The organism is Micromonospora sp. NPDC005553 (genome assembly GCF_042871765.1).
GTDB lineage: Bacteria > Actinomycetota > Actinomycetes > Mycobacteriales > Micromonosporaceae > Micromonospora.
Window position 1 is genome coordinate 1121143 of record NZ_JBIAJD010000001.1, and the last position, 25817, is coordinate 1146959.

Here is a 25817-nt window from a genome sequence, read left to right on the forward strand (position 1 = left end):
GCCGCCTCAGGCTGACCGATGCGCGGTGTCGCCGTCGCGGAGACGGTCCAACTCGGCGAGGTACATCGCCTGCATGCGGTCGTAGTGCCGGACCAGCAGCGCGACCTCCTCGACGCTGTAGCCCTCGACGAGTCGCTCCGCCCGCTCGGCGAACCGCTCGTACGGCCGCTCCAACTCGGCGGCCCGCTCCGGCCGCAGGGTGACGTTCAACCGCCGCCGGTCCGCCGGATCGCGCTCGGCGGTCACGTAGCCCGCCTGCTGGAGCCGGCGGAGCATGCTGGTCACCGCCCCGGTGGTGAGGTTGGTCCGCTCGGCGACCTGCCCCGCGGTGGCGGATCCGACGTCCGCCAGGTAGTCCAGGCACTCCAGGTCGCTCACGGTGAGGCCCAGCCGCTCCGCGACGGCGTACCGGAACACCATGGACAGCCGCGACGTCTCCCGCCCGGCGCGCATCAGGTCGGTGATCGCGGACGCACGGCCCGGCTCGTGGGACATGCCGGCAATCATCCCTCCGGTACGGTGACCCGGTGCAGCCGAGGTAGCACGCGGGTCAGCACCCAGTGGGGTGCCGCCGCTCCCCCGGTGAGGCGGCGCATCAGCCTGGTCGCGGTGTCGACGGCCTGGAAGGCGTAGCGCACCATCTCGTCCTGGTAGCTGGCGATCGCCTCCTCCACCGGCGCGCCGGCGGCCCGCGCCTCGACCAGCTTGTGGCCGAGCAGGGCGGCGTCACGCAGCGCTGTGTTGCCGCCGTGCGCGCCGAACGGCGGCATGACGTGCACGGCGTCGCCCATCATCGTTGCCCGGGGCACCGCCCACCGACGCGGGCGCTGGCCGGCGGCGAAGAGGTTGAGCACCGTTGCGTCCAGCTCGGCCGTACCGACCAGCCGCCGGATGACCGGGTGGAAGTCCATGCTCATCCCGGAGGCCAGTCTCCACAGCGTCAGCAGGTCGCCTCGGATGCCCATCGGCACCTCCTCCTGCCGGAGCAACAGTCCCCACATGACGTAGTCGTCGCCGGTGGGCGCATAGCTGCCCGGGGCCAGGCGCGCGAACGCCTCCGACGGGCTCTCGCCGAACCGCATGGAGGTGAAGAAGAAGGCGCGGCCCGGCCGGTCCGCGATGGCCAGGACCCCGCTGCTGTGCAGCGCTTCCGGGATGATGCTCTCACCGTTGCGCCACAGGGGCGACCGGCCGTAGATACCCGCCATCGGGCTGTTCGCCGGGTTCGCGTCCGGCATGATCTGCGCGCGCAGCGCCGAGCCGACACCGTCCGCACCCACGACGACGCTTGCCGCCGCGGCTCCGCCGTCGGAGAACAGCAGCCGCGGCCGTGCCGGGTCGCCGCTGTCCACGGCCACGGCGTCCTTGCCGTAGTGGATGCGCCCGTTCAGCCCGGACTGGAGGATCGACCGCAGGGTCAGCCGGTCGACCTGGCGGGTCGCGTGCGGCTCGTCCTTGAAGGTGATGGTGAATGCGTCCCGCAGCCGACTGTCGGTGAAGCGTAGGTGCCCGCCGGGCTCGTCGCCGGTGGTCAGCGCCAGGTTGTACAGCGAGCGCGGCAGGCTCTCGCGCAGCGCTTCCAGGCCGTACCGGTCGAGGATGATCCGATAGCCCTGCCGCCGGACGAAGGGGCCCGGGTCCCGTTCGTAGACGTGTACGTCGATGCCGGCGCGCATCAGGTACTGGGCGAGACAGAGGCCGGAGAGGCCGGCGCCGGCGATCGCCACCGAGAAATCCGTCGATATGGTCACACTGCATTATCTTAATGACTAAGATGATTTGGGCAAGGCCGCCAGCCGCGACGGCCGGACCGGTCAGGTAGGTCGATTAGTGTCGATGCATGACGCCAACCTCCGCCGCCAGTGCCTTCGACTCGCTGCGCCTCGACGCCGTGTCCGACCAGGAGGCGCTGCGCCGGGTCTACGAACTTCCCAGTGACGCGGCCGTACGGAAGCAGATGACCGAGCTCACCGAGCAGACCCGGCGGTTGATCGGCTGCTCGTCGCTGGTCCTGGTCGCCACCGTGGACGCGAAGGGCAACTGCGACGTCTCCCCGCGCGGCGGCCCCGCCGGTTTCGTCGCCGTCCTGGACGCACGGACGGTGGCGATACCGGACGCCACCGGCAACAAGCGTCTGGACAGCCTGCAGAACGTCGTCACCACCGGGCGGGCCGGGCTGCTGTTCATCACCCCGGGGCGCGCCACGACGCTCAGGGTGAACGGCCGGGCCTGCGTCTCCACTCGTCCCGAGCTGCTGTCGCAGCTGACCGCCGTGGGCAAGCCACCAGCCAGCGCACTGGTGCTGGGGATCGATGAGGTCTATCCCCACTGCCCCAAGGCGCTGCTGCGCAGCGGGGCCTGGAAGCCCGAGCAGTGGCTGCCGGCGGACGCTCAGCCAACCTCGGCCGAGGTGACGCTGGCCCAGCTACGAATGCCCGAGCTGACGATCGCCGACATCGAGAAGGCCGAGGCGGACTCGCTGAAGTACCGGTACGAGTGAAAGACATCGCTGGGTTTCGATGAATTTCGCCTCGCGCCTGGCGGGTTTCCGTGGGACTGCCCTAACCTCGATATATGGTCTCGCGTCGATCCGTTCTGCGGGCGGTCCCGCTCGCGGCAGCTGCCCTCACCGCCGCCCCGGGTGATCTCCGTTGGTCCGGCCCGCCGTCCACCTCGGCGGATACGGACCGCGTACCAGCCGACCCGGCCACGATGCAGGCCACCGCCACCGCCGTTCGCGGCTTCACGGCCGACCTCTACCGCACGGTGGCGGCGACCCGGGCGGGCGGCAATGTGGTGTGCGCGCCGTACTCGGTCGGGCTCGCGCTCGCGATGACCAGGGCGGGCGCCCGCTCGACCACGGCGGACGAGATGGACACGGTGCTTCACGCGCCGCGTCCGCGCCCCTGCGCGCTCGACCGCGGACTCAACACCGTCGAGCAGGCGCTCGCCAGCCGTTACCAGGACGGTGACGGAGTCAAGCAGCCTCGGCTGACCACTGCCAACGCGCTGTGGACGCGGCTCGATCTGGTCCTGCGACCCAGGTTCAGGGACACCCTGGCCGGCTATTACGGTGCCACGCCACGACCGGTCGACTTCCGCGGCGCGCCGGAAGTGGCCCGACAGGAGATCAACACCTGGGTGTCCGATCGGACCAACGCGAAGATCCCAGAGCTGTTGCAGTCCGACGCCGTGAGCCCCAACACCAGCCTGATCCTGACAAACACGCTCTACCTCAAGGCGGCCTGGAAGTACCCGTTCACTGCTGCGGCCACCGCGACGGGACCATTCACGAGAGATGACGGGACCGTCGTCGACGTCCCGACCATGCGCGGTCCGTTCGACCGGATGGGCTACCTCGAGGGAGACGGCTGGCGCGCAGTCGACGTGCCGTACGCGGGCGACGGGCTTGCCATGGCCATCGTCATGCCCACCCGGGACGATCTCGCCTCGGTTGAGGCGAGCCTCGATGCGACCTGGCTGGGCGCGTTGCTGACCGGGTTCCAGATCACCGACGTCGAGCTGCGCCTGCCCCGGTGGACGTTCCGCCTGCCGGCCGAGCTGCGTGCCGCGCTGAGCAGCCTCGGCATGCCCACCGCGTTCACGTCACAGGCCAACTTCACCGGCATGAGCACCCAACCGGCCCTGTCCATCGACGACGTGGTGCACGAGACGTTCATCGCGGTGGACGAGAAGGGTACCGAGGCCGCAGCCGCGTCCGCCGTCATCGTCCGGCCGCCGTCGATCCCGCAAGGGCCGCAGTTCTTCGTCAACCGGCCATTCCTGTACGTCATTCACGACCGGCTCACCGGCGTACCGCTGTTCCTCGGCCGGGTCCACGACCCGCTGACCGAGGGCCCAGATCGTCAACGGCGCACCCGATAGCGCAGGTGAAGCACCCGGTTGCCCTGAATCACCACGTCAGGATCCCCCAACGGGTGCTGTGCGTGGACCGACCCGAAGTAGCGCTTTCCGGACCCGAACACCACGGGTACGACGTCCATGCGCACCTCGTCGACCAGGCCCGCGGCAAGCACCTGGCCGCCGACGTCGCCAGCGGCGACCTCGACGACGCGGTCACCCGCGAGCTCCTGCGCCTTGGCCACGGCGGCCGTGACACCGTCGACGAAGTGGAACGGCGCTTGGGGATCCCAGCCCTCGGGCTTCGGCCGGTGCGTCACGACGACCACGTGGTCGATCCCGCTCGGCGGCTTCCCGTCCCAGCCGTCGGTCATGTCGAAGACGTGGCGGCCGGCGACCGTCACCCCGATCTGGTCCCAGTACGGCCGGACATAGTCGTAGGACGTCTGTGACACCTTCAACGCGCCGCTCTCGTCCAACGGGACGTCACCGCTGGTCAACCAGTCGAACAGTGCTCCAGGCTGGTCGTTCTCGTCCGCGATGAAGCCGTCCACCGACACCGAGCTGTACATGACCACGTCGCCCATCGGCGCGCTCCTCTGCTTGGGAATGCCCTGAGGTTAGAGTGAGCCTAATCGAAGTAGCCTGCGCCACCGGCGAGGCCGGCCCAGTCAATAGGTTCGGCGGGGTTACCGGCTGTTAGGCACTCAGTAAGTGCTGGAATGAAGTGGTGAACTTGAGGGAGTGGGCGAAGCGGGAGGGTGTTCATCCGTTACGGCGTACCGCTGTTCCGGGAGGGCAGCCTGCCCGTGCCCGCTCGGCAGGTCGGTGGGTTGGTCCTAGAGGAGCAGCCCACCACCCCGCCGCCGCCGGATTTCACGGTGATATGCCCGCGTGCTATCGACCAACCAGAGGTCCGACCTGGACCGCCAGGTCGTTCGGCTGACCGCGTGGGCAACCGGGGGGACCTCGCGGTGTCGCGGGTAGTGACCAAGGTCGGCTCGGCGCTGGACGAGCGACGGGAAAGTTCCTTGTGGACAATGATGGTGGGTGACGTCGCCGAGATTCTGACGTCACTGTGTGCCCGGCTACAGGGCCGCCGTGGCACCGCGAGCCGCGCCCGCCGCGCGGTCGACGCTGTCACCGACCCGGAGGCTCCGGGGTGAAGTCGTTCCAGGCGTACCGGTTCGCCCTGGACCTGAGTCCGGCGCAGGAACGGGCGGTGTACGCGCATGCTGGGGCCGCTCGGGTGGCTCATAACTGGGCGCTTGCGCGGGTGAAAGCGAACATGGACCAGCGGGCCGCTGAGCGTACCTATGGTGTGCCGGACGAACTGCTGACGCCGTCGCTGTCGTGGTCGCTGGCGGGGTTGCGTAAGGCGTGGAACGCTGGGAAGCGCGAGGTGGCGCCGTGGTGGGCCGAGGTGTCGAAAGAGGCTTTCAACACTGGCTTGGATGGCCTGGCCCGGGCGTTGAAGAACTGGGCCGACTCCCGGTCAGGTAGGCGCACGGGACGGCCGGTCGGGTTTCCCCGGTTCAAGTCGCGCCGCCGCTCGACGCCATCGGTGCGGTTCACCACCGGTGCCATCCGCGTCGATCGGGATCGTAAGCATGTGGTGCTGCCGCGGCTGGGTCGGTTGAAGGTGCACGAGTCGACCCGGAAACTGGCCCGCCGTGTGGAGGCCGACACCGCCCGGATCATCTCCGCCACTCTGCGCCGCGACGGCGGACGCTGGTATGTCGCGTTCTGCGTCGAGGTCGAACGCCCCGACCGCACGCCGGCCCACCCCGAGTCGGTCGTCGGTGTCGACGTCGGCGTTCGGCACCTCGCGGTCCTGTCGACCGGCGACCTGGTACCGAACCCGCGTCACCTCACCGACGCCCAGCGCCGCCTGCGTACTCTCGCACGGGCGGTGTCCCGCAAGGCCGGCCCGGACCGGCGCACCGGGCAGCGCCCGTCGAACCGGTGGCGACAGGCGTGCACCCGCCTCGCTCGGGCGCACGCTCGGGTGGCGAACCTGCGACGCGACCGCCTGCACAAACTCACCACCCGCCTGGCCACCACCCACGGCACCCTCGTGGTGGAAGACCTGAACGTGGCCGGGATACTGACCAACCGGCGACTGGCCCGACACGTCGCCGATGCCGGGTTCGCCGAGATCCGCCGCCAACTCGCCTACAAAACAACCTGGAACGGCGGCCGGCTCATCACCGCCGACCGCTGGTACCCGTCCTCGAAAACCTGCTCAGGCTGCGGCACAGTGAAAACCAAACTTGCCCTGTCCGAGCGCAGTTACGAATGCGGCACGTGTGGCCTGGTCCTGGACCGGGACCTCAACGCCGCCCGCAACCTGGCCGCCCTCGCGGCACAGACAACAACCGCCGGGAGTGGCCCGGTGGCAGCACGTGGAGCCGACCAGAAGACCCGCACCCGCGGGCAGGTGGCCGAGAAACGTGAACCCGGCACGGCACCCGCCGGCAAGACCGGGACCGTCCCACCGCAAGGCGGGACTACTGATCATGCGCTAACCAAAGCGCACCGAGAGGTAACGGTTGATCGAGAGCACGGTGGGGCGGCGAAGCGGTAGGTGCGGGCAAACCGTTTCGGTGTGACGCCGACGAGCTCCTTGAACCGCTGTGCGAGGTGAGTGCTGCTGACACCGGCGGAAGCCCGCAGATCGTCGATCGCCACCGCCCCACTGGTCGCGGCGATGATGCGGCTCGTACGGCGGACCAGCCCCAGGCCGGCCGCGTCGCCCAGCCGTCGCATCAGCTCGTCCTCAAGCAGCGTCAGCATCTCGTGGGGTCCCTCGGCCGTGGCCAGGCGGTCTCGCAGCTCAGCGATGGCGGGCCGGCCCCACACCTGCTCCACCGTCGCCGGCCGGTCACACAGCTCCACCGCGGGCATCGGCAGGAACGGTGCCAGCCCCCACGGCTTGAAGTGCACGCCGACGGACCGGGTCCGGAGTGGGTAGCCGAACTCGAACGGTCAGCCGGGCCGAAGGGTGTGGCAAACCTACTGTCGACGCTGAGGTCACCACCAGTCGAAGTAACGGCCCGCGTGGAAGATTCCCACGCCGATGGCCGCGACGATGCCGACGACGAGCACGACCGGAGCGATCACCACGCTGCCGGCCGCGATGCCGATGGCACCCGCGGCGATGGCCAGACCCGCCCCGATGCCGACGCCACCGGCCACCACCCCCGGCGTGTCGCCAGCCTCGGCGGCCCGGTTCATGCTGACGTACGAGACGGCTGCCAGACCGATGCCACCGATCACCAGTCCGGCTGTCATCGCGCTGACGGTGGCGACAGTGGCACCGGGCACGGCGATGGCGTACAGCTCCAGGCCACCGCCGACCGCGCCGAGCGCGTCACCGACGCCCATCTCCCAGTCGCCGTGCTGGTAGTCGCCCCACAGGGCGAACGCCGACAGGCCGAAGCCGAGGACACTGAGCCCCTTGCCGAGCATGCCGGTCCGGCCCGGCAGCCCGCGCACGTGCTCCGGCGCCGTGGCACTGGCCGGGATATCCCGACCGCGTCCCGGGTTGGTGGCAGTGCGGATCGCGTTTCCGGCGCTGGCCGGCGCGTCGGTCTCGGTGATGATGACGGCCTGAGATCGCTTGCCGGCCATGGTGCCGCTCGGGTTGGCCTGGATCGCGGCATCCGCGTCCCGGGTCGCCTCCCGGGCGATGTCACCGGCCTTGCGGTACCGGTCGGTCGACTTGATCTGCTTGACCGTGGTGCTGGTCTCCAGGTCGAAGTCCGCCGTGTTGTCGCGCCACGGCATGCCGTACAGCCATTCGAGGATGTTGCCGCGGAACGTCCCCCGGCCGCCCTTGAACTTGAAGTTCCAGATGAACTTCTCGGCGGCGGGCGCGGTGTGCGCGGCGGCCCCGCCGACGGCGCCGGGTGCGGCCGGAGCCTTGCCGCCGCCGGAGTCGGCCGGCGGCGCGGCCGGCGGCGGTTCGGGTGGCGGGGCCGGTGTGGGTGGCGGCGGCTCGGCCGGTGGCGGCTCCGGTGGTGGCGGAGGCGGCGCCGGCTTCGGCTTCGGTGGTGCCGGGGGCGGCAGTACGGCGTGCAGCACCCAGGTGCCGCCCGGGTGCTCGGACCAGTTGCCCCCCTCCAGGTTGAGGGTGACGTTGGCCTGGTAGTAGATGACCGAGTTCTTGTTGTTGATCCGTGGGTCGAGGGTCGCGCCGCGGCTGCTGAGGTAGCGGCGGAAGTCCTCCACTGTGGGGTTCTCGGACCCGGTGAAGTGGGACTCCGTTATGGAGATGTCGTGGGTTTCCGGCCCCTTGACCGTGGTGGGATTGAACCCGGCCGGGTCGACCATTCCCACCGGGTTGTTGCGGCAGTACCGGAACAGGTTGCCCCCGTCGGCGAAGCCGCCCGGGTCGCTGCTCGCCCACCGTCCCAGCCACGGCACGTAGTACCGGGCCCCGGCGTAGCAGAAGCCGGTTTCGTCGTCCACCTCGTGCCCGCCGAAGCGGTACCGCTTCAGGCTGAGGTCGGCGCCCGGCCGGCCGTACCGGTAGGCGGTAGTGCCGTACGGGTGGTACTCCTCGTAGGAGATGAGCACTCCGGCCGCGTCGGTCTCCAGCACGGCCGAGCCGAGGTGGTTGGTGAGCTGGTAACGGATCAGCGGAACGCCGAGCGGGTTGGCCGGGTCGAAGCCGCCGACGTCGACCGTCTTGACCTCTACCTGGGCGACCGGGCCGGTGTCGTCGGCGATCGTGGTGGTCCACCGTTCGTGCTGGAGGGTGCCGGTGACCCGGTTGCGTCGGCGGAACACGGTGACCGCACCCAGGAAGATCCATTCGAGTTGGACGCTGCCCGGCCGGTCCACGACCTTGCGCAGCCGCTGCCCGCTCGCGGCGTAGACGAACCGCGCCTCGCCACCGCCGCCGAGGTCGACCCGGCGGAGCTGGTCGTGGACGTTCCACTCCAGGGCCGGCAGGTGCGGCATGACGGTCAGGTTGCCGACGGCGTCGTGCGCGTACAGGGCCGAGTAGGGGCCGCCGTCGGCGTCGCCGGGGAGGCTCGTGGAGGCCAGCCGGTTCGTGGCGTCGGCCGGGTCGTCCTGGTACGCGTACCGGTGATGCCGGGTCCAGCCGGCACCTACACCGGCCTGCGTCCGGAACCGGTGCCGGAGCACTGTGAGGTTGCCCAGCGGGTCGTACTCGTACTCCTCGGTGTAGGCACGTACCGCGCCGGCATCGGTGAGGCTTCCGGCCGGCGGCACATCGGTGTGGTCGCGGATCGCGTCGTTGGGTGCCCCGGCCAACTCCCGCCCGCTGGCACGGACCAACTGGTAGAGCGGGTCGTACGCGTAGTCGCTGGCGGCCGGCACCGCCGCATTGCCGAAGAAGGTGGGCGCGCCCGGCTCGGCCACCCGGGTCAGGTTGCCCACCGGGTCGTACGTGTAGTGCAGGTCGCGCACCCCGGCGGTGAGCAGACGTTCCAACCGGAACGTCATCGGGTCGTAGAAGTACTCGGTGACCAGCCCGTTGCCGTGCCGGGCGAACCGCCGCCGACCCAGCGCGTCGTAGTCCTGCTCGGACAGGAACTCCACCTCCGCGCCCTGGCCGCGCAGCCGCGCGGTGAGCCGGCCCAGCATGCCGCCCTCGAGGTAGGTCGGTCGTAGCTCGGTGGCGTCGGGCAGGGTGACCACTGTCGGGCGGTTCACCGCGTCGTACTCGGCGGCGGTGCCGAAGACCTCGCTCTCCAGCAGTGGCGCCGCGGCGGCCAGCAGCGCGGCGTGGTCGGGCGCGGCTGCCACCGGCGACCAGTCCGGGCCGTCGACGTGATCGTTGGCGAGTCTCCGTTCGGCGCGGCGCGGGTTGCCCTTGAAGTCCACCTCGGGCACCCGCACCTGGCCCGCCGGGTCGAACACCAGGTACGGCACGCCGTGCAGGCCCAGCGTCGCCGCGTCCGGATGCCGGTCGCCGAAGACCACGTACTGCACACAGCGCTCCGCGCCGGCGGACTCGCGGACGTACACGCCGACGGGCCGGTGCAGGGCGTCGTACGTCGTGCGGAAGGTCCGGCCGTGTTCGTCCCAGATCCGGCGCACCCCGCCGAGCACATCCTGGAACACCCACCGCTCGCCCTTCTCCGCGCTCCACGACCGCACTCCCGCGCCGTGCATGGCGGTGGCCGCGTTGGCGATGTGCCGGCCCAGCGCGTCGTACCCGTCCGAGGACCGGCCGGTGAGGTCTCCCCTGGTGCGTACGCCGAACCGCTGGCCGGCGCCCCGGTCGGCCACCGTGTAGACGGCCCGACCGAGGCTGTCGAAGTGGATCACGGAGGGCGTGTCGGCGTGCTTGGCGGCGAGCCACGCGGCGCGGGTGGCCGGGTCGGCCGGTTCCGGATCGGACACGGCGGGGCTGCCCCGCTCGGCGTACCACTGGCTGTCGAGCACCGTGTCGTTGGCGTCGAACAACCGGTGCGACCAGGCCGTGGACTCGACCCGGCTGAGGGTGCCGTCCGGATACCGGGTCAGCACGGCCCGACCCAGCGGGTCGTAGTAGCGAATCGCTGTGGCGCCGATCTCGCGCAGCGCCGCCGCGTCCTCGTACTCGTGGGTGGTGCTGAAGTAGGGCTGGTACCGCTTCACCGGGTTGCCCTTGTTGTTGACCACAGTGCGGCCGGTGCCGACCCAGCGCGGGTCGGCGTCCACCTCGATGGCCACCCCGTCCTCACCCACCTCCAGGGCCCTGCCCGGATGCACCCGCGACTTGGTGATCGCCACACCACCGGTGCCGGTGCTGTACTCGTAGCTCTCCAACCAGCGCGGGTTGGTCGGGCCGTGCCGTTCCCGGTGCCGGCCCCGGCTGTACGCGGGCTGGCCGTTGACCATCCAGTTGAACGGGTCGTAGGTGAACGTCAACGTGGGATCGTCGAGCGTGTCGCCGTCCCCGGCGCCGGGCCGGCCGAGCAGCGCCGAGGCCACCACCCGGCCCAACTCGTCGTAGCGCACCGCGCGGCGCTGCCCGTTCGGGTCGGTGACGAGGCTCGGGCCGAGCACCCGGTAGTCGTTGACAGCTGTGGTGACCGACCAGGCCGCCTGGTCGATGGTCACCCGCTCGGTGAGCAGGTGGTAGCCGTCGAAGGTGACCGCCGTCGCCATGCCCAGCGCGTCCCGGGCCCCGTTGGACAGGTAGAAGTGCGCGGCCGGATCGGCTGGATAGCGCAGCTCGCCGGACGGGATCCACCAGTCCGGGCCGCCGTCGAGGTGCACGTAGCCGGCGGCGGCCAGGTCCGCGTCGGTCACCGCCGTGCCGTAGCCGGCGGCCAGCGCGGTCGGGGTGAAGGCGAGTTGGTACGTCTGGTGCCCCAGCCCCAGGCTGTCCCACTGACCGGCCGGCAGCGGCGTCAGCGCGTTGCCCCGGAACCGCACCTGTGACCGGGACAGCAACCGCCGCTGCGTGCCGACCTCGTCGGCCACCACCTCATACCCGATCGGGGTGGCCGCGGCGAACCCGACGAGCAGTTCGGCGCGGGTGAACAGCGGGCCGGCCGGGGCCAACCCGGTCAGTTCGTGCCCGACCGCCTCGTACGCGGCGCGGATCCGGTACGCCGGCACCGGCAGAGTCTCGTCGATGTCCGGGGTGTACCACTGCTCGCCGTACGTGACGTGACGGCGTCGCTGTTCGGCGGTCACCTCGGCGGGCAGCTCCGGGTCGGGCGTGGTGCGGCCGTAGACCACCGCCGCAGCCTGGACGACGGTGCCGTACGGGCCGAGGACCAGGTTGAGCCGGTGGCTGATCCGGGGCTCGTCCGGCTGCCGGTCATAGGAGAGGCTGACCGCCTCCCGCTCGACGGCGACGAACACCCGCGCGTCCAGCCGCTGCACCTGGTACGTCTGCTCGACCACCCCGTACGGGTGCTCCTGCGCGGCACTGCCGTCGTACGAGTACACCTCCTGCCGCAACGGCAGGCCGCGCAACGCCCGCCGGCTCTCCCGCAGCTCCGTGGCGGAGATTCCGGCCGGCAGCTCCGGGGTGGGCAGGTGCCGGCCGGCGTACCACTCGGCGGACAGGTCGACCGGGGCGCCGGTGTGGTACCAGGTCTTCGTGGTGACCGGTGGCTGGTACAGCTCGGGCGAGGTGTCCTGGTTCCCGTCGACCGCCTCGACGCCCAACACGTGGTCCACGAACGACTCGCCGTCGATCTGCTCGACCATGCCGAAGCCGGCGAACTCCCGCTCGACGCCGTCGTAGTGCCCGTGGTGGTAGCGGTAGCCGGTGACCAGCCGGGTCCCGGTGATCCGGTCCACCTGTTCGACCCGCTCGACGACCTGCACCGGGAACGGCAGCACGGTCACCCACGGCTGGCCGGCTCGCCGGTCGGCCAGCTGGAAGGCGGTGGAAGCGGCGTACCGGATGGTGGTCTCGCCGCCCAGGTTGTTCACCACCCGGGTGAGCAGGTGCGGCTTGCCGTCGGCGGCCAGATTCAGGTAGCGCACCGGGCCGGCGGCATCGCCGGGCAGCGGCGACGACCACACCAGGCAGCCGGTGCCCGTGCCCAGCAGGTCGGTCACTGTCACCGTCGAATCGGGCGTGACATGCGGCAGGTCGGGCAGGTCGGCGGGGGCCGACCAGCCGTTGCCGGACTGGTTGCACCAGAGCCGGATCTCGCGCCGGCCCAGGTAGCACAGGTCCATCACGCCGGTGCCGTCCACGTCGGTGAGGAGCACCCGGGCCGGATCGAACTCGTCCAGCCCGGTGAACCACGGCGCGTCGTCCATCTCGACAGCGGCGCCGAATCGTCCGTAGCCGACGTTGGGCCAGTAGCAGACGGAACCGTCGCGGACCCGGACCAGGTCGGTGAGCCCATCGCCGGACATGTCGGCGAGGAAGATGCTCTGCCGGTCATCGGAACGCAGCAGCCGCGGCCCACGGTCCTCGTCGGCGGGCCAGATCGCGGGTCGCGCCGGGCCGTATCCCGCCTCGGCCAGCGACTCGTGCCAGGCCAGCACTGTGTCACCGGCGATCAGCAGGTCGGCACGGCCGTCCCCGGTGAGGTCCAGCAGCAGCAGGTCGGGGCTGGCCCAGTCGACGGCGGGCAGCTCGCGGAACGGCTGGAAGCCGGACCAGCCGGCGTCGTCGGTACGGCGGACGAAACCCGCCGGTACGGTGCCGAGCTGGACCAGCTCGATCCGGCCGTCACCGTTCACGTCGACCAGTTGCTGGCGTCCGTCGGCCAGGTTGGTCAGCGACGGCACGGTGGGCAGCGCGGCGACCGGGCCGATCCGGCCGGCGCCGAGGTTCGGCCGGTAGTAGAGGGCGCCCTCGTGCCCGGTCAGCACCCCGGCGAGTCCGTCCCCGTCCAGGTCCACCCACAGCTCGGTCCGTCCGTCCACGCCGGTCGGCAGGTTCTCCAGGCTGCCGCGCTCCAGTTCCCGGGTGGTCGTTGCGATGGTGGCCGGTGTGTATTCGAAGGTCACCGGGGGCAGTGCGGCGCTGGTGCGCCCGCCGCCGGCGGCCGGGGCGTAGCCGCGCTGGGTCACCTCGACCAGGGTGGACAGCACCGGCCCGGTGGCGTATTCCAGCTCCACCGCGCGGACCAGGCAGTCCGCGCCCACCTCTGGCTCGTCGGGGAAGTGGTGGAACATCAGGATCCGGCGGCACAGCCGGTAGGTGCGGATCTCGAATCCCGCGCGGTAGGTGGAGAACGGGTCCGGCCGGCAGGTCCAGTCCCCGGTGTCAGCAGGTAGCGGGGTGTCCGGGTGGTGTTCGCCGTAGTCGAGCACGACCTCGAACAGCCAGCCGGCGTCGGCGATCTGGGTCGGCGTCAGGTCCACCGGGCGCCGGCCGTCGGAGTCGAGCAGCGGCACCGTGTTGCCGTACCGCACCGACTTGAGGTAGCGGTTGACGTTCCGGTCGGTGCGGTGCCGTTCGTGCGGCCGGTCCAGGTCCAGGCCGGCGGTGTCCTCGGCCTTGTAGGTGTAGGTGACCGCGTTGCCCCGGTCGTCGCGGGTCTCGCAGAGCAGCCAGGTGTGCACCCGCCCGCCCAGGCCGACGCGGGAGCCGCCGTCGCGGCCGTACACGGCCAGCAGGTTCGACCCGGACAGGGTGCGCCAGTGCACGTCGCCGTCGGAGTCCCGGGTCCACCGCTCGATGCGGGCGAACGCCCCCTCGGTCCGTGGCCGGAACCGCTGCACCGTGTGCCCGGCGACCGGTGTGCCGCCGGGCACCGGGACCAGGTCGTCCTCCCCGGACAGCAGGAAGGTGTCGGTGTCGTCGTAACGGGGCAGGCCGCGGTCGGTGCGCCGGGTGATGGCCGGCACGGGCACCTGCCAGCCGAGGCCGAACGGGCCGTTCCCGGTGCCCGAGTCGTAGCTGAGGGTCAGGTCGGGTTGGAACCCGGACCGGCCGCCGCTGACCGGGATGGGAACGGACATGCCGCCGGTCCCGGTGACCGGGTGGGCGGCGAACGTCTCGCCGATGGTCCGGATCGCGCCGCCGCCGGTGGGCAGGCTGATCGCCGGTGCGCCGAGTCCCGGCCCGGTCCCGCCCCGACCGGCCGGCGGCGACCCGGCGCCGGTCGCGTCGGTCGGCGGCCCGCCCGGTCCGAATGCCCCACCCGGTCCGCCGGGAGCGCCGGCGCCGGCGCCGGTCGGGTCGGCGGAACCGCGCCACCGGGAGCCGGGCCCCGGCCCCCACGATCCGCCGCCGACCGGGTAGCTGGTCGTCACCGCTCCCCCTCAGCCGTCGAGCCGGTAGTGCAGCAGGACGACCAGGTCGGTCAGGCCGTCCGGGTCGGCCGCCAGCGTGACCGGGGTGCCGAGAACCAGCGGATCGGACTGACCCACGCACTGGTGCAGGTCGGCGTCCCGGTTCAACGTCACCGGGTCACCGGCCACCGTGAGGTCGTACGTCCCGGGGTCACCGTCCACCCGGGCGTACCAGGTCAGCTGGTCCACCACCGGCTGGTGGTCTCGGGCGAGGTACGGCAGGTGCTCCGGCCCGATGGTCAGCTCGGTGCTCTGCTGCTGGGTGAGCTGCCACCACTCGTCCGGGAAGTGATGGCGCAGGCTGTATGCCTGGTACAGCCCCGTCCGTCCGGCGTCGACAAGCATCTCGTTGAGCACCTCCCGCAGGGAGTCCTCGACCAGGCCGCGCAGCGTCGAGCCGCCGTCGCGGGCCGTGTACCGCAGGTGCAGGATGATGTCGCTGATGCTGTCGTAGTCGAACTGGCGAACTGCCGTCGGCAGTTCCAGCCGCCAGGTGCCGATCGCGCCCTTGCCCTCGAACGGCAGGTAGCGGTCGTCGGCGAAGTTCAGCTCGAACATGCCGCTGTCGCTGAGGCCGCTGCTGGTCGCGATCGACTCGATCCCGCCCACGTTGTACGCGAACCGCTCGTCGCCGGGAACCTCGGTGTACTTGTCCTTGGCGCTGGTGGCGGCCTGCCGGGCCGCGGTGGCGGTCCGGTACCGGTTGCCGATCAGGGAGAGCTTCGCGGTGACCGGGGTGTACGGGCCGGCCACGCACGGGATGGACAGACTTACAGTGCGGAGCCGGCGGAAGTAGTGCCCGGGGTGGTCCAGGTCGAACAGCGCCTCCGGCACGTTGACCACGCAACTGCCGGTGGCCCGCAGCTCGATCAACGCCGCCGGGTCGAGCTGTGCCAGCGAGACGTGCCGGGTCAGCTCGCGCTCACGGCTGTGCCGGTCGAGGTAGGCCACCTCCATCCGCTTCAGGTCGTGGCGCAGCGCGTCCGCCACGGTCAGCCCCTTGCGCAGGCTGTCCCAGTAGCCGGGTTGGAGGAACGTGGCCTCGCTGCCCAACTCGTGGGCGAAGCACCGCTCGGCCTTCTTCGCCACGTCGAAGGCGAGCTGGTACGCCCCGAAGTAGACCGAGCTGGCCCGGCTCACCATCCACTGGTACAGCTCGGTGTTTGTGTACTTGCCGCGCAGGTACTCCTCGGTGGCCCGGGCGTTGTCGGCTTCCCGGTCGTGCGCCGCCAGCTCGTCGGTGAGCATGGCCACGTGCAGCCGCCCGGTGAGGAGCTGCTGGTCGAGCTGGGTCAGTTCGAGACCGGCCAGCGCCGCCTGGTGTTCCCAGTCGTCCATCCGGCGGCGGTAGCCGCCCTGGTTGGCGGCCATCCCGGCGGCCTTGTCCAGGGCCCGGGCAATCGCCTCCAGGGTCATCACCGCCGAGTCCGCGGCGGCACCGGCCTTGTCCCCGCCGAGGGTGAGGGTCACAGTGGGTGAGCCACCGAAGCCGGCGCCGCCGGCGGTGAAGTTGGGAAACAGCTTCAGCCCGCCGGACAGGATGTAGCCCACCATGATCGCGGTCTCGCCGAGCAGCGACGCCCCGGACAACGTGGTGGCGGTGATCTCCCAGGCGTTCATGTACGGCCGGCCGGCGTAGTAGCGTTGCCGCTCCTCCACCACCTTGCGACTCAGTTCCAGCGCCGCGACGTTGCCCTCGGCCTCCGCGATGGTGGCGAGCTTGACCGCCCGTACCGCGTCGAGCAGGGCGATCTCCTGGCCGGCGCGCAGCCGGGCGAGTTGCTCGGCGTCCCGCTTCTCCATGGCCGCGAGCAGCCCGCCGCCCAGCTCACCGACGTACCCGACGAGTTCGGTGGCCTTCTGGGCCAGCACCCGGAACCGGTAGTTCGGCAGTGGTGCGCCGAGCCCGGCCAGGAACGACGAGACGGACATGCCGGCGGCGGCGGCCCGGACCAGTGCCCCCGGGTCGATCGGCGGTGAGAACAGGGCGAGCATGCTCTCCACCCCGTCGATGTTCTGGCAGTTGCGGATCTTGAAAAGTCGATCGGCGATCAGGTCCCACAGCCGCAGCATCTCCTCGTTGGGCGGGACGCAGAAGTACAGCGCCGAGTAGCTCAGCGGGCTGGGCAGTTCCGCCCCGCCGTGCGGCAGCAGGTCCAGGTCGGGGATCAGGTTCTCCAGGTCCAGCAGCGCGTTGCCGAACAGGTCCACAGTGGCCTGGAGCTGGTTGACGGTGGCCGGCGCCGGGCTGACCAGCGGCGGCACCACGCTCGGCTTCGGCCCGAGCAGTTTGTCGGCCAGGATGTAGAGCTGGGTGGCCTGGGTGACGGATTCCCGGGTGAACTGCCGGAACAACTGGTCACCCCAGTCGACCAGGTTCTTGATGTAGCTGACCACCACGGCGAGCTGGTAGGCGACCGGCCGGCTGCGGGCCACCACGTGCGGGTTGAACGGCTTCGCCCGCCACTGCTCAACAGCGAACTTCAGGTCGGTGATGCTGGCCCCCGACGGGTCGGCCGCGATCGCCGTGAGAATGTCGCCGATGCGCTGGTTGAGCAGCTCGGGCACTCCGGTCTGGAAGAACGGCTTCGTGACCCAGTACTTCTGCGGGGCGGCGGCGCCGTCGGCGGTGCCGACCGGGTTGAAGATGTGGTGGAACCAGTTGCGCGCCTCGGCGAACCGCTGGTCCCGGTTGAGCCGCAGCGCGATGTCGAACGGAAGGTGGTAGAACAGCTCCCAGTTGTAGCCCGCGTACGCGCCGTCCGCGGCGAAGTCCAGGTCCTCCACCGGGTACGGCGACACGACCACCGGCGCCGGCTGGTAGGCGGCGGCGAAGTCGAACCCCGTGTTGGTGAGCTGGGTGGTCCGACTCAGCAACGCCGGCACGCCCGACCGGTAGACGGTGGCCCGCAGGACACACAGCAGCGGGTGGTAGAAGTTCGCGAACCGCACCCCGTACGACAGGGTGCCGTAGACCTCGAACTCGGCGACCAGCCGGTGGTACTCCGCGTCCTCGGTCATTGCCTGCACGGCGGCCGCCAGGTCGTGCGCCGGGTCCTCGGCGTATCGGCGCAGGTACTCGGTGAGCAGCGCCAACACGTCGCGGGCGAACTCGTCCACGTCGCTGTACGTCTTCTCGATCCGGTCGGCCGGGTCCTCGGCACGCCGGTCGTAGAAGCCCGGGATGATCACGTAACCACGGTCGTAGTCGCCGTAGAAGTACGGCATCAGGGTGCCCAGTGGCAGCACCGGCCGGCGGTCGTGAAAGCCTCGGACGCTCTGCGCCATCCCCAGCAGCATGATGATCCAGTCGAGCAACGACATCTGCATGGGGTACGTCACCCGGAACCGGCCGGGCGTCTGCGCCACCAGCGTCTGGAACGCGCCCATCAGCGGAGTGCTGATCGCCAGGTCGTTCTGCTCCCGAAAGACCAGTTCGGTGAACCGTTCGGCCAGCAGCTCGGTGTCCTTGAACACCGGCGACAGCAGCAGGTTGCCGGAACCGCCGCCCGGCACCGGCTCCGGATAGCCTCGGCAGCCGGTCAACGCGAACGAGCCGACGAACTCGGTGCCGGTGAGCACGCTGATCGCCTGGCCGGCCGCTCCGGCCGCGTACGCGAAGCAGGTGAACTCGTCCGCCTCGGGGAGGTCCTCCCGGTAGCCGCTGGCCGGGTAGTACAGCGCGTCCTTGGAGATCTTCTTCGGCTGCCAGCGGTCCTGCGTCCGCTCGCCGATGGCCAGCTGGATTCGCCACCGCCGGCGCGGCCGCTCCGTCTCCGTGCCGCCCGGCGGGATGCCGTCCGGGTCCGGAATCTGGGAGGTCTGCGACGTGTCCGTCTCCTGCGTGAAGACCGGCCAGGCCACTGTGAGCCGGCTGTTGCGGTCGAAGGCGAGCAGGTGGTCGCCCGCGATGTCCAGCGGCACCCGCCGCCACGGCGTCCAGTACCGCTCCCGCTCGAACTGCCGGTGATAGTACACCGTCGGGTCGCCGCCCCGGGTGCGGGCGAACACGTGCATGAGATGCCGGTCGTGCTGGTAGTAGCAGGCCATCACGTCCAGGTGCGCCAGGTCATCCAGCTTCTCCAGGTACGCGATGGTGGCGTTCTCCACCGCCAGGTCGGTCAGCTCGTCCTGCTGCAACTGGTCGTCCAGCTCGGTGAACAGCTCCGACTTGTCGTCGCGCAACTCCGGCAGGATCCAGTTCTCCGGATACAGGAAGATCTTCCGGTTGGCCTCCCACACCCGGTAGTTGGCCATCCAGTTCCACTGGTCCCAACCCGGATCCTCGGTGACCGCCGCGACGCTGTCCGGCTCCAGGCCCAGCAGGCAGCGCTGCACGAACAACTGAACTGTGGCGTGCGCCTGCACGATGCGCGACGTCGCCATGCAGGCGCCCATCTCGACATCGATGAGGAAGTGGTCGTACAGGTCATTGGTGTCGCGCAGCCCCGGGTTCTCGGCCAACAGGTACGCGACCAGCGCGTCCCGTTTGGCCACCCGCAGCCGGTCCTGCACCCCTTGGAGCACCCCGAACCACTCGGCCTCGGCGTAGCGCGCCTTCAGTGCCTGCCGCATGGTGGCCGCCCCGGCCGCCGTGGTGACCGGCTGGACCAGCGGCACCGCCGCCGCCACCGGTAGGCCCAGCCGGCGCAGCAGGGTGAGCGCCCGGGCCAGTCGCTGGATCGTCGCCGGCGACCGGTACGCGGTGAGGTCCATCGCCGACAGTTCGAGGTGGGTGTCCAGGTCGGCCAGCACTGTGGCGTCCCAGCCACCGAGCTGCGCCAGCTGGGTGTGGACCTGCGTGGCGGTCGTGCCGGTCGCCAGGACCAGGTCGAACAACCCGTACACCGTCCACGGCGTCGCCGCGTCCAGCGGGTTCGCCACCGGTGGGTAGGTGCGGGCCAGCTCGACCCCGGCGGCCAACCTGATCCACTCGGCCAACGGGGCCGGCGGCCGGCCGGTCTGGTAGGGCGCCCGGTCCGGGTCCAGCCAGCCGAGCGACCCGGCGTTCGTCAGCAGCCAGCCGAGATCCGCGTCGGGCACCGTCAGGTGGTCGACGAGTCGGCTCAGGACGTGCAGCAGGCGCAGTGCCCGGTACTGCTCGTCGAACCCGGCCGGGGTGACCGTCGGCGGCGCCGCTGGCTCGTTCACCAGGTCCACCAGCGCGTCGTCGGTGAGCACTGCGAGCAGCGGCCGGGTCAGCTCCGCGCCGGCCAGCACGGTCGCGGCGGCGTCCGCCGAGAACCCGAAGGTGTCGGCCACCGCCGCCACCGCCAGCTCCTGCTTGGTACGGGTGTACGCGTAGCTGGACAGGGCCGTGGTGATGGCCAACAGCAGCGTGGTCTGCTGGGCCTCGGTGGGGCTGGCCACGATCGCTGCGGTGATCGGTGTGGTGTCCACCAGGGCGGCGAGCTTCGCGTCGACGAACTGCGCCGGGGTGGTCACCGCATCGGTCCAACCACCGTCCACGATCGAGGCGAAGCCGGCCAGGTCCGCCTCGGTCATCCCGGGCACGGTGGCCAGCAGGGCACGCATGCCCGGCAGGTTCTCCTCGGGGGGCGCCGTCGGGTCGACAGCGGGTCGGGTCGCCGCGTACCCGCTCTGGTAGCCGGTCTGCAACCCGGTGAGCACCGCGGTCAGCGTCTCGTCCGGCAGGTCCCGCGCGGCCAGGTCGTCGGCTTCGTGTCGGAGCAGGTAGCGCAGGTCAGCCGGGCGGATGCCGGTGCCGGCCCGGGCGGCGTCGAACCGCTCGACGAAGGCCAGCGCGGTGGCCGGCGCGGTGAGCGGATCCGACCCGATCAGATCCTTCATGATCAGGTACTCGGTGGCGGTGAGGCCGAGCGCCCGGGCCAGCAGCGTCCCGGCGTATACCGCGTGCAGACCGACGTTGCTGACGATCGCCGGTGCCGGAAGGTCGGCCACCAGCAGGGCGGTGTCCGCCGTGGTGGCCCCCAGGCAGGTCGCCAGGTACGCCTCGTGCGTCGACAGCGGAGCACCCGAGCCGGGTGTGGTCAGCTCCGCCTGCTCGTTGGCGAGGACGTTGGCCGGCTCGAACGCCTCGAGGACCGGGCCGTTCGCCGTGTTGCGGAACACCTCGGCGTACCGGGACTCGTCCAGCGGCGCGAACAGGTCGACGACCTCGGGCAACGGCAGCCCGAGCCGCGCCGTGAGCCGGTGCAGCGCCGCCACCGCGACCAGAAGACCGTCGTCCAGGGCGCCGCCGCCCAGCGCGTCGGCCCGGATCGCCCGGTCCAGCAACGGCGGCGTCCAACCGGTGCAGGCCGGCGCACGCAGCAGACGCAGGAACCGGTGGATCCGGTCCAGGCGCGCGTCGGTGAGCTGCTGGATCCGCTTTGCGCTGAGGTCGGACCCGGTGTCCAGGTGCTTGACGAACATGGCGTTACTGGGATTGACCCAGGCCAGCGCCAGCAGCTCGGTCAACTCCCGATAGTCCAGGCGCGCCCGAGCGAGGAAGTTGTCCACCCGGGCGATGCCGCCCAGAGCGCCGAGCGGCGCGGTGTTCCAGATGTCGTCCTGAGCGGCCGGGTCGGCGGTGACCACCAACTGCCGCTGTGCGTCGCTGATCCCCAGTTCCTCGGCCGCGATGGCCTCGTCGCTCGAGCCCGCCGACCGGCGCAGCGCCCGCATCAGGTCGGCCCGAGCCATGTCGAACTGGGCGAAGTAGCTGCGGGTCTCCTCGTGAGCCAGGTCGAACGGTAGGGCGAACGCGTACCGGCTGCCCGCCAGCAGGGTGTAGGCGGCGGCATTCACGTACTGCGGCGCGGCCGCCAACTCCAGCGCGGTGCCGGTGGTCTGGCGCAATCGGCGTACGAACCACCCGCCGGCCCCGTCCGGCGTCGCCTTGGCCACCACGCCGATGTCCCGTACCACTCGGGCCCCAGCCAGGTCGGGCTCGTAAACGAGGGAACGGTCGGTGAACGGCCATCCCTGGCCCTGCAACAGGCTCAGCAGCCCGGCCGACGGCGCCTCCACCGGATCGACGCCGCCGCTGAGCGGGCCCCCGAACGCCAGGCCCGCGTCCGGCGCCACCGCCTCCTCCAGCAGCTCGCACACCAGGTCCAGGTAGGGCAGCGGAAGGTCGGTGTTCTCGCAGCTCAGATCCAGGTCACCCAGGTCCGGCCGGCGACCGTACAGGACATCCCGGGCGACCGTGGTGGCCGGACCCGGGGTGTCGGCGTCGGTGACCAGCCGGTTGCCGAGGAACTGAAGGACGTCCACCAGGTACGCGGCGGCACTGTGCACGCTGCGACACGGCTCGCAGTAGCTGGAGTCGGCGAGCTGGAACAGGCTGCTCAGGTTGGGAAAGTCTGCGCTGACAGGGGTGAGGTCCGGGGCCGCCGAGCCGCCCAGTGCCCGGACCGGCAGCGCCCGCGCCGCGCTTTGAAGCTCACCGGCCAGCAACCCGCTCGCCACGTGCACGTCCACGGCCCGGCGATACACCGACCGGGCCTGCTCGTCGGTGAACCGGCCGGTGGCCACGGCGGTGGCCACGAAACGCGTCTCGCCGAGGGCGTGGATCCGAGCCGCCGACGGCACGTCGGCCGCCAGCAACGCCGTCGTCTGCCGATAGGTCGGCGCCAGCTTGAAGATCCGCTGCGCGGCCTTGAGCGCCGGCCGCCCGGTCCGCAGCCGCTCGGGGTGGTCCCGCAGCAGCCGCTCCACGTTGCCGGTCGCGAGGTCGAAGTCCGGATTCGCGGTGAGCAGTTCGAGCACCGCGTCCCGGTGCCCACCGAAGGCGCGCTCGGCGGCGCTGGCCCGCTCCTCGTTGCCGGGCTGCTCGTCGGGGTCGGCCCGTTGACCGGGGCCGGGCCGATCTGGACTGCCGTCGGGGCGTTCGCCTTCGGTGCCGGATGCGGCCTTGGCTGTGGTGTCGGCCACGACGCCCGCGTCGCGTTCGAGCTGCGCGGTGAAGGCCGTGGTGGGATAGCGCCTCTCCAGCTTGCGGGCCAGCGCGCCGGCGTGCAGGTCGATCAGCTCCGGCCGGACCGGCTGACCGGCGACCCGGACATCCGTGGTGCTGTCCCGCAACACCCGCCGCCAGTCCGCCGGGGCCAGCCGGGCCAGCCGGCGTACGTCGGCCGCCCCCTCGATCCCCTCGCGGTCGCGGACCCGGTCGACGATCGTCTCGTCGTAGCCCAGCACGTCGGCCAGCACGCTCGCCGCGCCGGCCGCCTCGGCGGCCGACCGGTCGGGAAACGCCGCCGCGTCGGCCAGCCGGGCGATCAGCACGGGCAGGTCACCGGCGGCGTCGGCGGCGAGGAGACTCTGGACCCGCTCGTGCGCGCCGTCGGCGAGGAACCGTTCCACCCGCCCGTACAACACCTTCGGCCGTTCCTGCTCGACGTACTCCTTGGCCTCCGGCCGTACCCGGGCCAGCATGTCGAGGATCCGGTCCAGCTCGCCGAGCAGGTCCTCGGAAACGTACCGATGGCGCACGGCGTCGGCGACGGCGTTCCGGACGGTGTGCTCGTCGAGCAGGGCGATGTCGTAGTACAGCGGCCGCAGCTCGGTGGTCAGATCGACGTCGAACCGGGCGAGCGCTGCACCGGTGCGGCTCGTGGTCAACAGCGTCCGCTCGGCGAACAGCGCGTAACCGAACACCGCCGGTAGCTTGTAGGACGCGGCCAGTTTCTGCGCCACACCGAAGTGCGCCAGCGCCGTCGCGGGCAGTCCGGTCTCGGCGGCCAGGAACGTCACGTCCTCGACCTCGTCGTCCTGCCTCAGCTCGTACAGCGGGACCTGGCCGAGCAGCGGGACAATCGTGGCGAGGATCCGCTCGTACTCACTGCGTTCCCGGTCCCCGCCACCGGACAGATCCACAGTGAGCGCGGCCAGCTCGGGAGCGTTGAACAGCACCGCGCTCAGCGGCGGGTCGGACAGGAGCCGATCACCAGCGGACACCCGGACGAACAGGTCAGCGGACTGCTTCTCCGAGCGGGTGAACTGGTCGCGCGAATAGTCGACGCGATACAGCCCGTCGTCTCCGGTGGTCGCCTCGCCGAGTTGCTCGGCGTGCCGCAGGTCCCGGTCGAACGCGCCGACCGTCAGAGCGTTCGCCGGCTGCCCGTCGGCCCAACGAACCCGACCCACCACCACGAACCGGGACGGCGGCTCGGCCAGCATCATCTGCACCGCGTCCCGGGTCGCCCCGTCCACCGTGCCGGTCACCGGCAGCTTGTGCGCCCGTTGGAACTCGGCCACCCCGCGACGGGTGGACGGCCCGTACCGGGCGTCGACCAGTTCGTCGGTGGCGATGTCGACGGGCATCCGCAGCAGCGCGGTGTGCAGGCGCCGGACGTCGTCGCTGGGGCGGTGCCGGCGCGAGCCCATCGGGGTGGTCATCAGCATCTCCGATCGTCCGGCAGCCGGCGACGGCGGCTGCTGACGCCGGTGTCGGCCGGGGGCTACCTGGCATCCTGCGGATCAGAGGAGCCCACCAGCATCGCACTGTCCGAGATCCGCCTTCCCTTCTGGCTGAACGACAGCGGGCGCTACCGGTACGGCCGGGCTCGATCTCGGGTCACTCCTGCGGCGCGATCAGCCGGTCGTCGGTGACGTCGTGGACCGTGATCGCCTCCACCGGGCACGAGTCGGCGGCGTCGAGGATGACGTCGGCCGCAGCGACGACGTCGGCCAGCGGCGTGGACCGGCCGTCGACCAGGCGGAAATGCTCGGGCGCGGTGCCGGCGCAGATGCTCGTGCCGATGCAGCGGCCCGAGTCCACCCCGATACGCCAGGCGGTGCTCACCAGGCCACCGGCATGCCGAGCAGGCCCCGCACCAACATGCCCCGCTTCCACCGCAGATCTGCTTCCGGTACGGCGAGCCGCAACCCGGGCAGGCGAGTCACGACGGTGGCGACGGCGACCTGCAACTCCATGCGGGCCAGCTGCGCGCCGACGCAGTGGTGTACGCCGTGGCCAAAGCCCAGGTGCGGGTTCTGCTCGCGCGCGAGATCCAGCCGGTCCGGGTCGGCGAAGACGGTGCCGTCCCGATTCGCCGACGACAGTGAGCCGAGAACCGGCTCACCTGCCCGGACCAGCACCCCGCCGACCTCGACGTCCTCCTTGGCGTACCGGGCGAATGAGGAGCCGACGCCGAGCGGCACGTACCGCAGCAGTTCCTCGACCGCCGCCGGCACCAGCGACGGGTCGGCCCGCAGCCGAGCGAGTTGGTCCGGATTGTGCAGCAGGACGTAGACGAAGTTGGGGATCTGGGTGACTGTGGTCTCGTGGCCGGCCGCGAGCAGCCCCGCGGCCAGCTCCACCAGCTCGGTCTCGCTGAGCCGATCCTGATTCTCGTCGCGAGCCCGCACCAACGCGCCGAGCAGGTCGTCGATCCCGGGCTCGCGGCGGCGCTCGGCGACCAGACCACCGATGTAGCCCCAGAGGTTGTTCAGGTACTCCTGAATCGTCTCCGCGGGCAGGGAGGTGGTCGAGACGATCGCCTCGGACCAGATGTGGAAGCGGTCGCGGTCGGCGTACGGGACTCCGAGCAGCTCGCAGATCACCTGGATCGGCAGCGGCGTGGCGACGTGCTCCACCAGGTCGGCCGGAGGACCGAGCTGGACCATGGTGTCGACCAGCGCGTCGGCGATCTCCTGGGTTCGGGGTCGCAGCGCCTCCACCCGACGTGCCGTGAACGCCTTCGCCACCAGCCGGCGCAGCCGAGTGTGATCGGGCGGGTCCATGGTCAGCATGCCGCTGTACTGCTGGCGCGGGGTGAGCCGGGGCTCGTCGCGCTGGACGGCCGGGGCGCGACCGAACCGCACGTCGCCGAGGACCGTACGGACGTCCTCGTACCGGGTGGCGAGCCACGCCTCCTCGCCGTAGGGAAGCTTCACCCGGGTCATCGGTTCGTTCTCGCGCAGCTCGCCATAGGTCGGATCGACTACCAGGCGGTCGGGCACACTGAACGGGTACGGCCGCGCGGGCGGGAGGCTTCGGCTCTCAGTGGTCTGCGCGCTCTCCGTCATCCGGATTCCCTTCGTCGAGACGGCGTGGATCCTCAGGTCGGCACCACGTTCGTAGCGGCGCCGGATTGCCAGCGTCCAGGGCTTGCGGATTGAACACATCAACGCTCAGTAATCTATCGATGTCGGATCGTAGCGGGAGATGTCGATGATCGCCATGGAGGCCGGTCCGCGTCGCCGGGGTGCGGCAGCAAGGCCGCACCCCGGCAGAGAGCCTCCGAGTC

At 71.0% G+C, this 25817-nt stretch carries 11 protein-coding genes and 1 pseudogene; 4 read left to right on the top strand and 8 right to left on the bottom strand.

The window, feature by feature from the left end; translation table 11 throughout:
- Window positions 1-6: 6 nt before the first annotated feature.
- Together ACFYPG_RS05145 and ACFYPG_RS05150 are read right to left on the bottom strand one after the other, a co-directional pair.
- The gene (locus tag ACFYPG_RS05145) at window positions 7-495 is read right to left on the bottom strand and encodes a MarR family winged helix-turn-helix transcriptional regulator (protein WP_387350397.1); all 489 of its coding nucleotides are present in this window, start codon (window positions 493-495) and stop codon (window positions 7-9) included.
- Between the two features lie 8 nt (window positions 496-503).
- A complete protein-coding gene (locus ACFYPG_RS05150; protein ID WP_387350399.1) occupies window positions 504-1751 on the bottom strand; it encodes an FAD-dependent oxidoreductase in 1248 nt (415 codons plus the stop codon).
- Window positions 1752-1840: 89 nt separating this feature from the next.
- Here ACFYPG_RS05150 and ACFYPG_RS05155 point away from each other — a divergent pair, with 89 nt between their 5' ends.
- Together ACFYPG_RS05155 and ACFYPG_RS05160 are read left to right on the top strand one after the other, a co-directional pair.
- Entirely contained in the window at window positions 1841-2500 is a 660-nt protein-coding gene (locus ACFYPG_RS05155; protein WP_387350401.1) for an MSMEG_1061 family FMN-dependent PPOX-type flavoprotein, read from the top strand.
- A 74-nt stretch (window positions 2501-2574) separates the two neighbouring features.
- A complete protein-coding gene (locus tag ACFYPG_RS05160; RefSeq protein WP_387350403.1) occupies window positions 2575-3885 on the top strand; it encodes a serpin family protein in 1311 nt (436 codons plus the stop codon).
- On the opposite strand, the gene ACFYPG_RS05165 is transcribed toward ACFYPG_RS05160, so the two are convergent.
- Entirely contained in the window at window positions 3867-4448 is a 582-nt protein-coding gene (locus ACFYPG_RS05165) for a dihydrofolate reductase family protein (RefSeq protein WP_387350405.1), read from the bottom strand. The genes ACFYPG_RS05160 and ACFYPG_RS05165 overlap by 19 nt on opposite strands.
- Before the next feature lie 143 nt (window positions 4449-4591).
- On the opposite strand from ACFYPG_RS05165, the pseudogene ACFYPG_RS05170 reads away from it, so the two are divergent.
- Both ACFYPG_RS05170 and tnpB read left to right on the top strand, forming a co-directional pair.
- A pseudogene (locus ACFYPG_RS05170) lies at window positions 4592-5027 on the top strand (IS607 family transposase).
- Window positions 5024-6448 (top strand): IS607 family element RNA-guided endonuclease TnpB, encoded by a 1425-nt coding sequence (gene tnpB, locus ACFYPG_RS05175; RefSeq protein ID WP_355006447.1) that lies wholly within the window; start codon window positions 5024-5026, stop codon window positions 6446-6448. The pseudogene ACFYPG_RS05170 and the gene tnpB overlap by 4 nt, the downstream one beginning before the upstream one ends.
- Here the strand turns inward: tnpB and ACFYPG_RS05180 are convergent.
- The 5 genes from ACFYPG_RS05180 to ACFYPG_RS05200 all read right to left on the bottom strand — a co-directional run bounded on the left by ACFYPG_RS05180 (window position 6379) and on the right by ACFYPG_RS05200 (window position 25596).
- On the bottom strand, window positions 6379-6807 hold the full coding sequence (locus tag ACFYPG_RS05180; protein WP_355006448.1) for a hypothetical protein: 429 nt from the start codon (window positions 6805-6807) through the stop codon (window positions 6379-6381). The two genes, tnpB and ACFYPG_RS05180, sit on opposite strands and share 70 nt — an antisense overlap.
- An 87-nt stretch (window positions 6808-6894) precedes the next feature.
- A complete protein-coding gene (locus ACFYPG_RS05185; protein WP_387350407.1) occupies window positions 6895-14562 on the bottom strand; it encodes a SpvB/TcaC N-terminal domain-containing protein in 7668 nt (2555 codons plus the stop codon).
- A gap of 9 nt (window positions 14563-14571) precedes the next feature.
- Window positions 14572-23964, bottom strand: coding sequence for a neuraminidase-like domain-containing protein (locus ACFYPG_RS05190; RefSeq protein ID WP_387350409.1), 9393 nt, complete (start codon window positions 23962-23964; stop codon window positions 14572-14574).
- A 178-nt stretch (window positions 23965-24142) separates the two neighbouring features.
- Entirely contained in the window at window positions 24143-24370 is a 228-nt protein-coding gene (locus ACFYPG_RS05195) for a ferredoxin (RefSeq protein ID WP_387350411.1), read from the bottom strand.
- On the bottom strand, window positions 24367-25596 hold the full coding sequence (locus ACFYPG_RS05200; protein ID WP_387350413.1) for a cytochrome P450: 1230 nt from the start codon (window positions 25594-25596) through the stop codon (window positions 24367-24369). The genes ACFYPG_RS05195 and ACFYPG_RS05200 overlap by 4 nt, the downstream gene beginning before the upstream one ends.
- Window positions 25597-25817 lie beyond the last annotated feature (221 nt).

Coding starts and splice junctions, on each gene's coding strand:
- ACFYPG_RS05145 (WP_387350397.1), bottom strand. CDS start 495: ATGTCCCACGAGCCGGGCCGTGCGTCCGCGATCACCGACCTGATGCGC.
- ACFYPG_RS05155 (WP_387350401.1), top strand. CDS start 1,841: ATGACGCCAACCTCCGCCGCCAGTGCCTTCGACTCGCTGCGCCTCGAC.
- ACFYPG_RS05160 (WP_387350403.1), top strand. CDS start 2,575: ATGGTCTCGCGTCGATCCGTTCTGCGGGCGGTCCCGCTCGCGGCAGCT.
- ACFYPG_RS05165 (WP_387350405.1), bottom strand. CDS start 4,448: ATGGGCGACGTGGTCATGTACAGCTCGGTGTCGGTGGACGGCTTCATC.
- ACFYPG_RS05190 (WP_387350409.1), bottom strand. CDS start 23,964: ATGACCACCCCGATGGGCTCGCGCCGGCACCGCCCCAGCGACGACGTC.
- ACFYPG_RS05200 (WP_387350413.1), bottom strand. CDS start 25,596: ATGACGGAGAGCGCGCAGACCACTGAGAGCCGAAGCCTCCCGCCCGCG.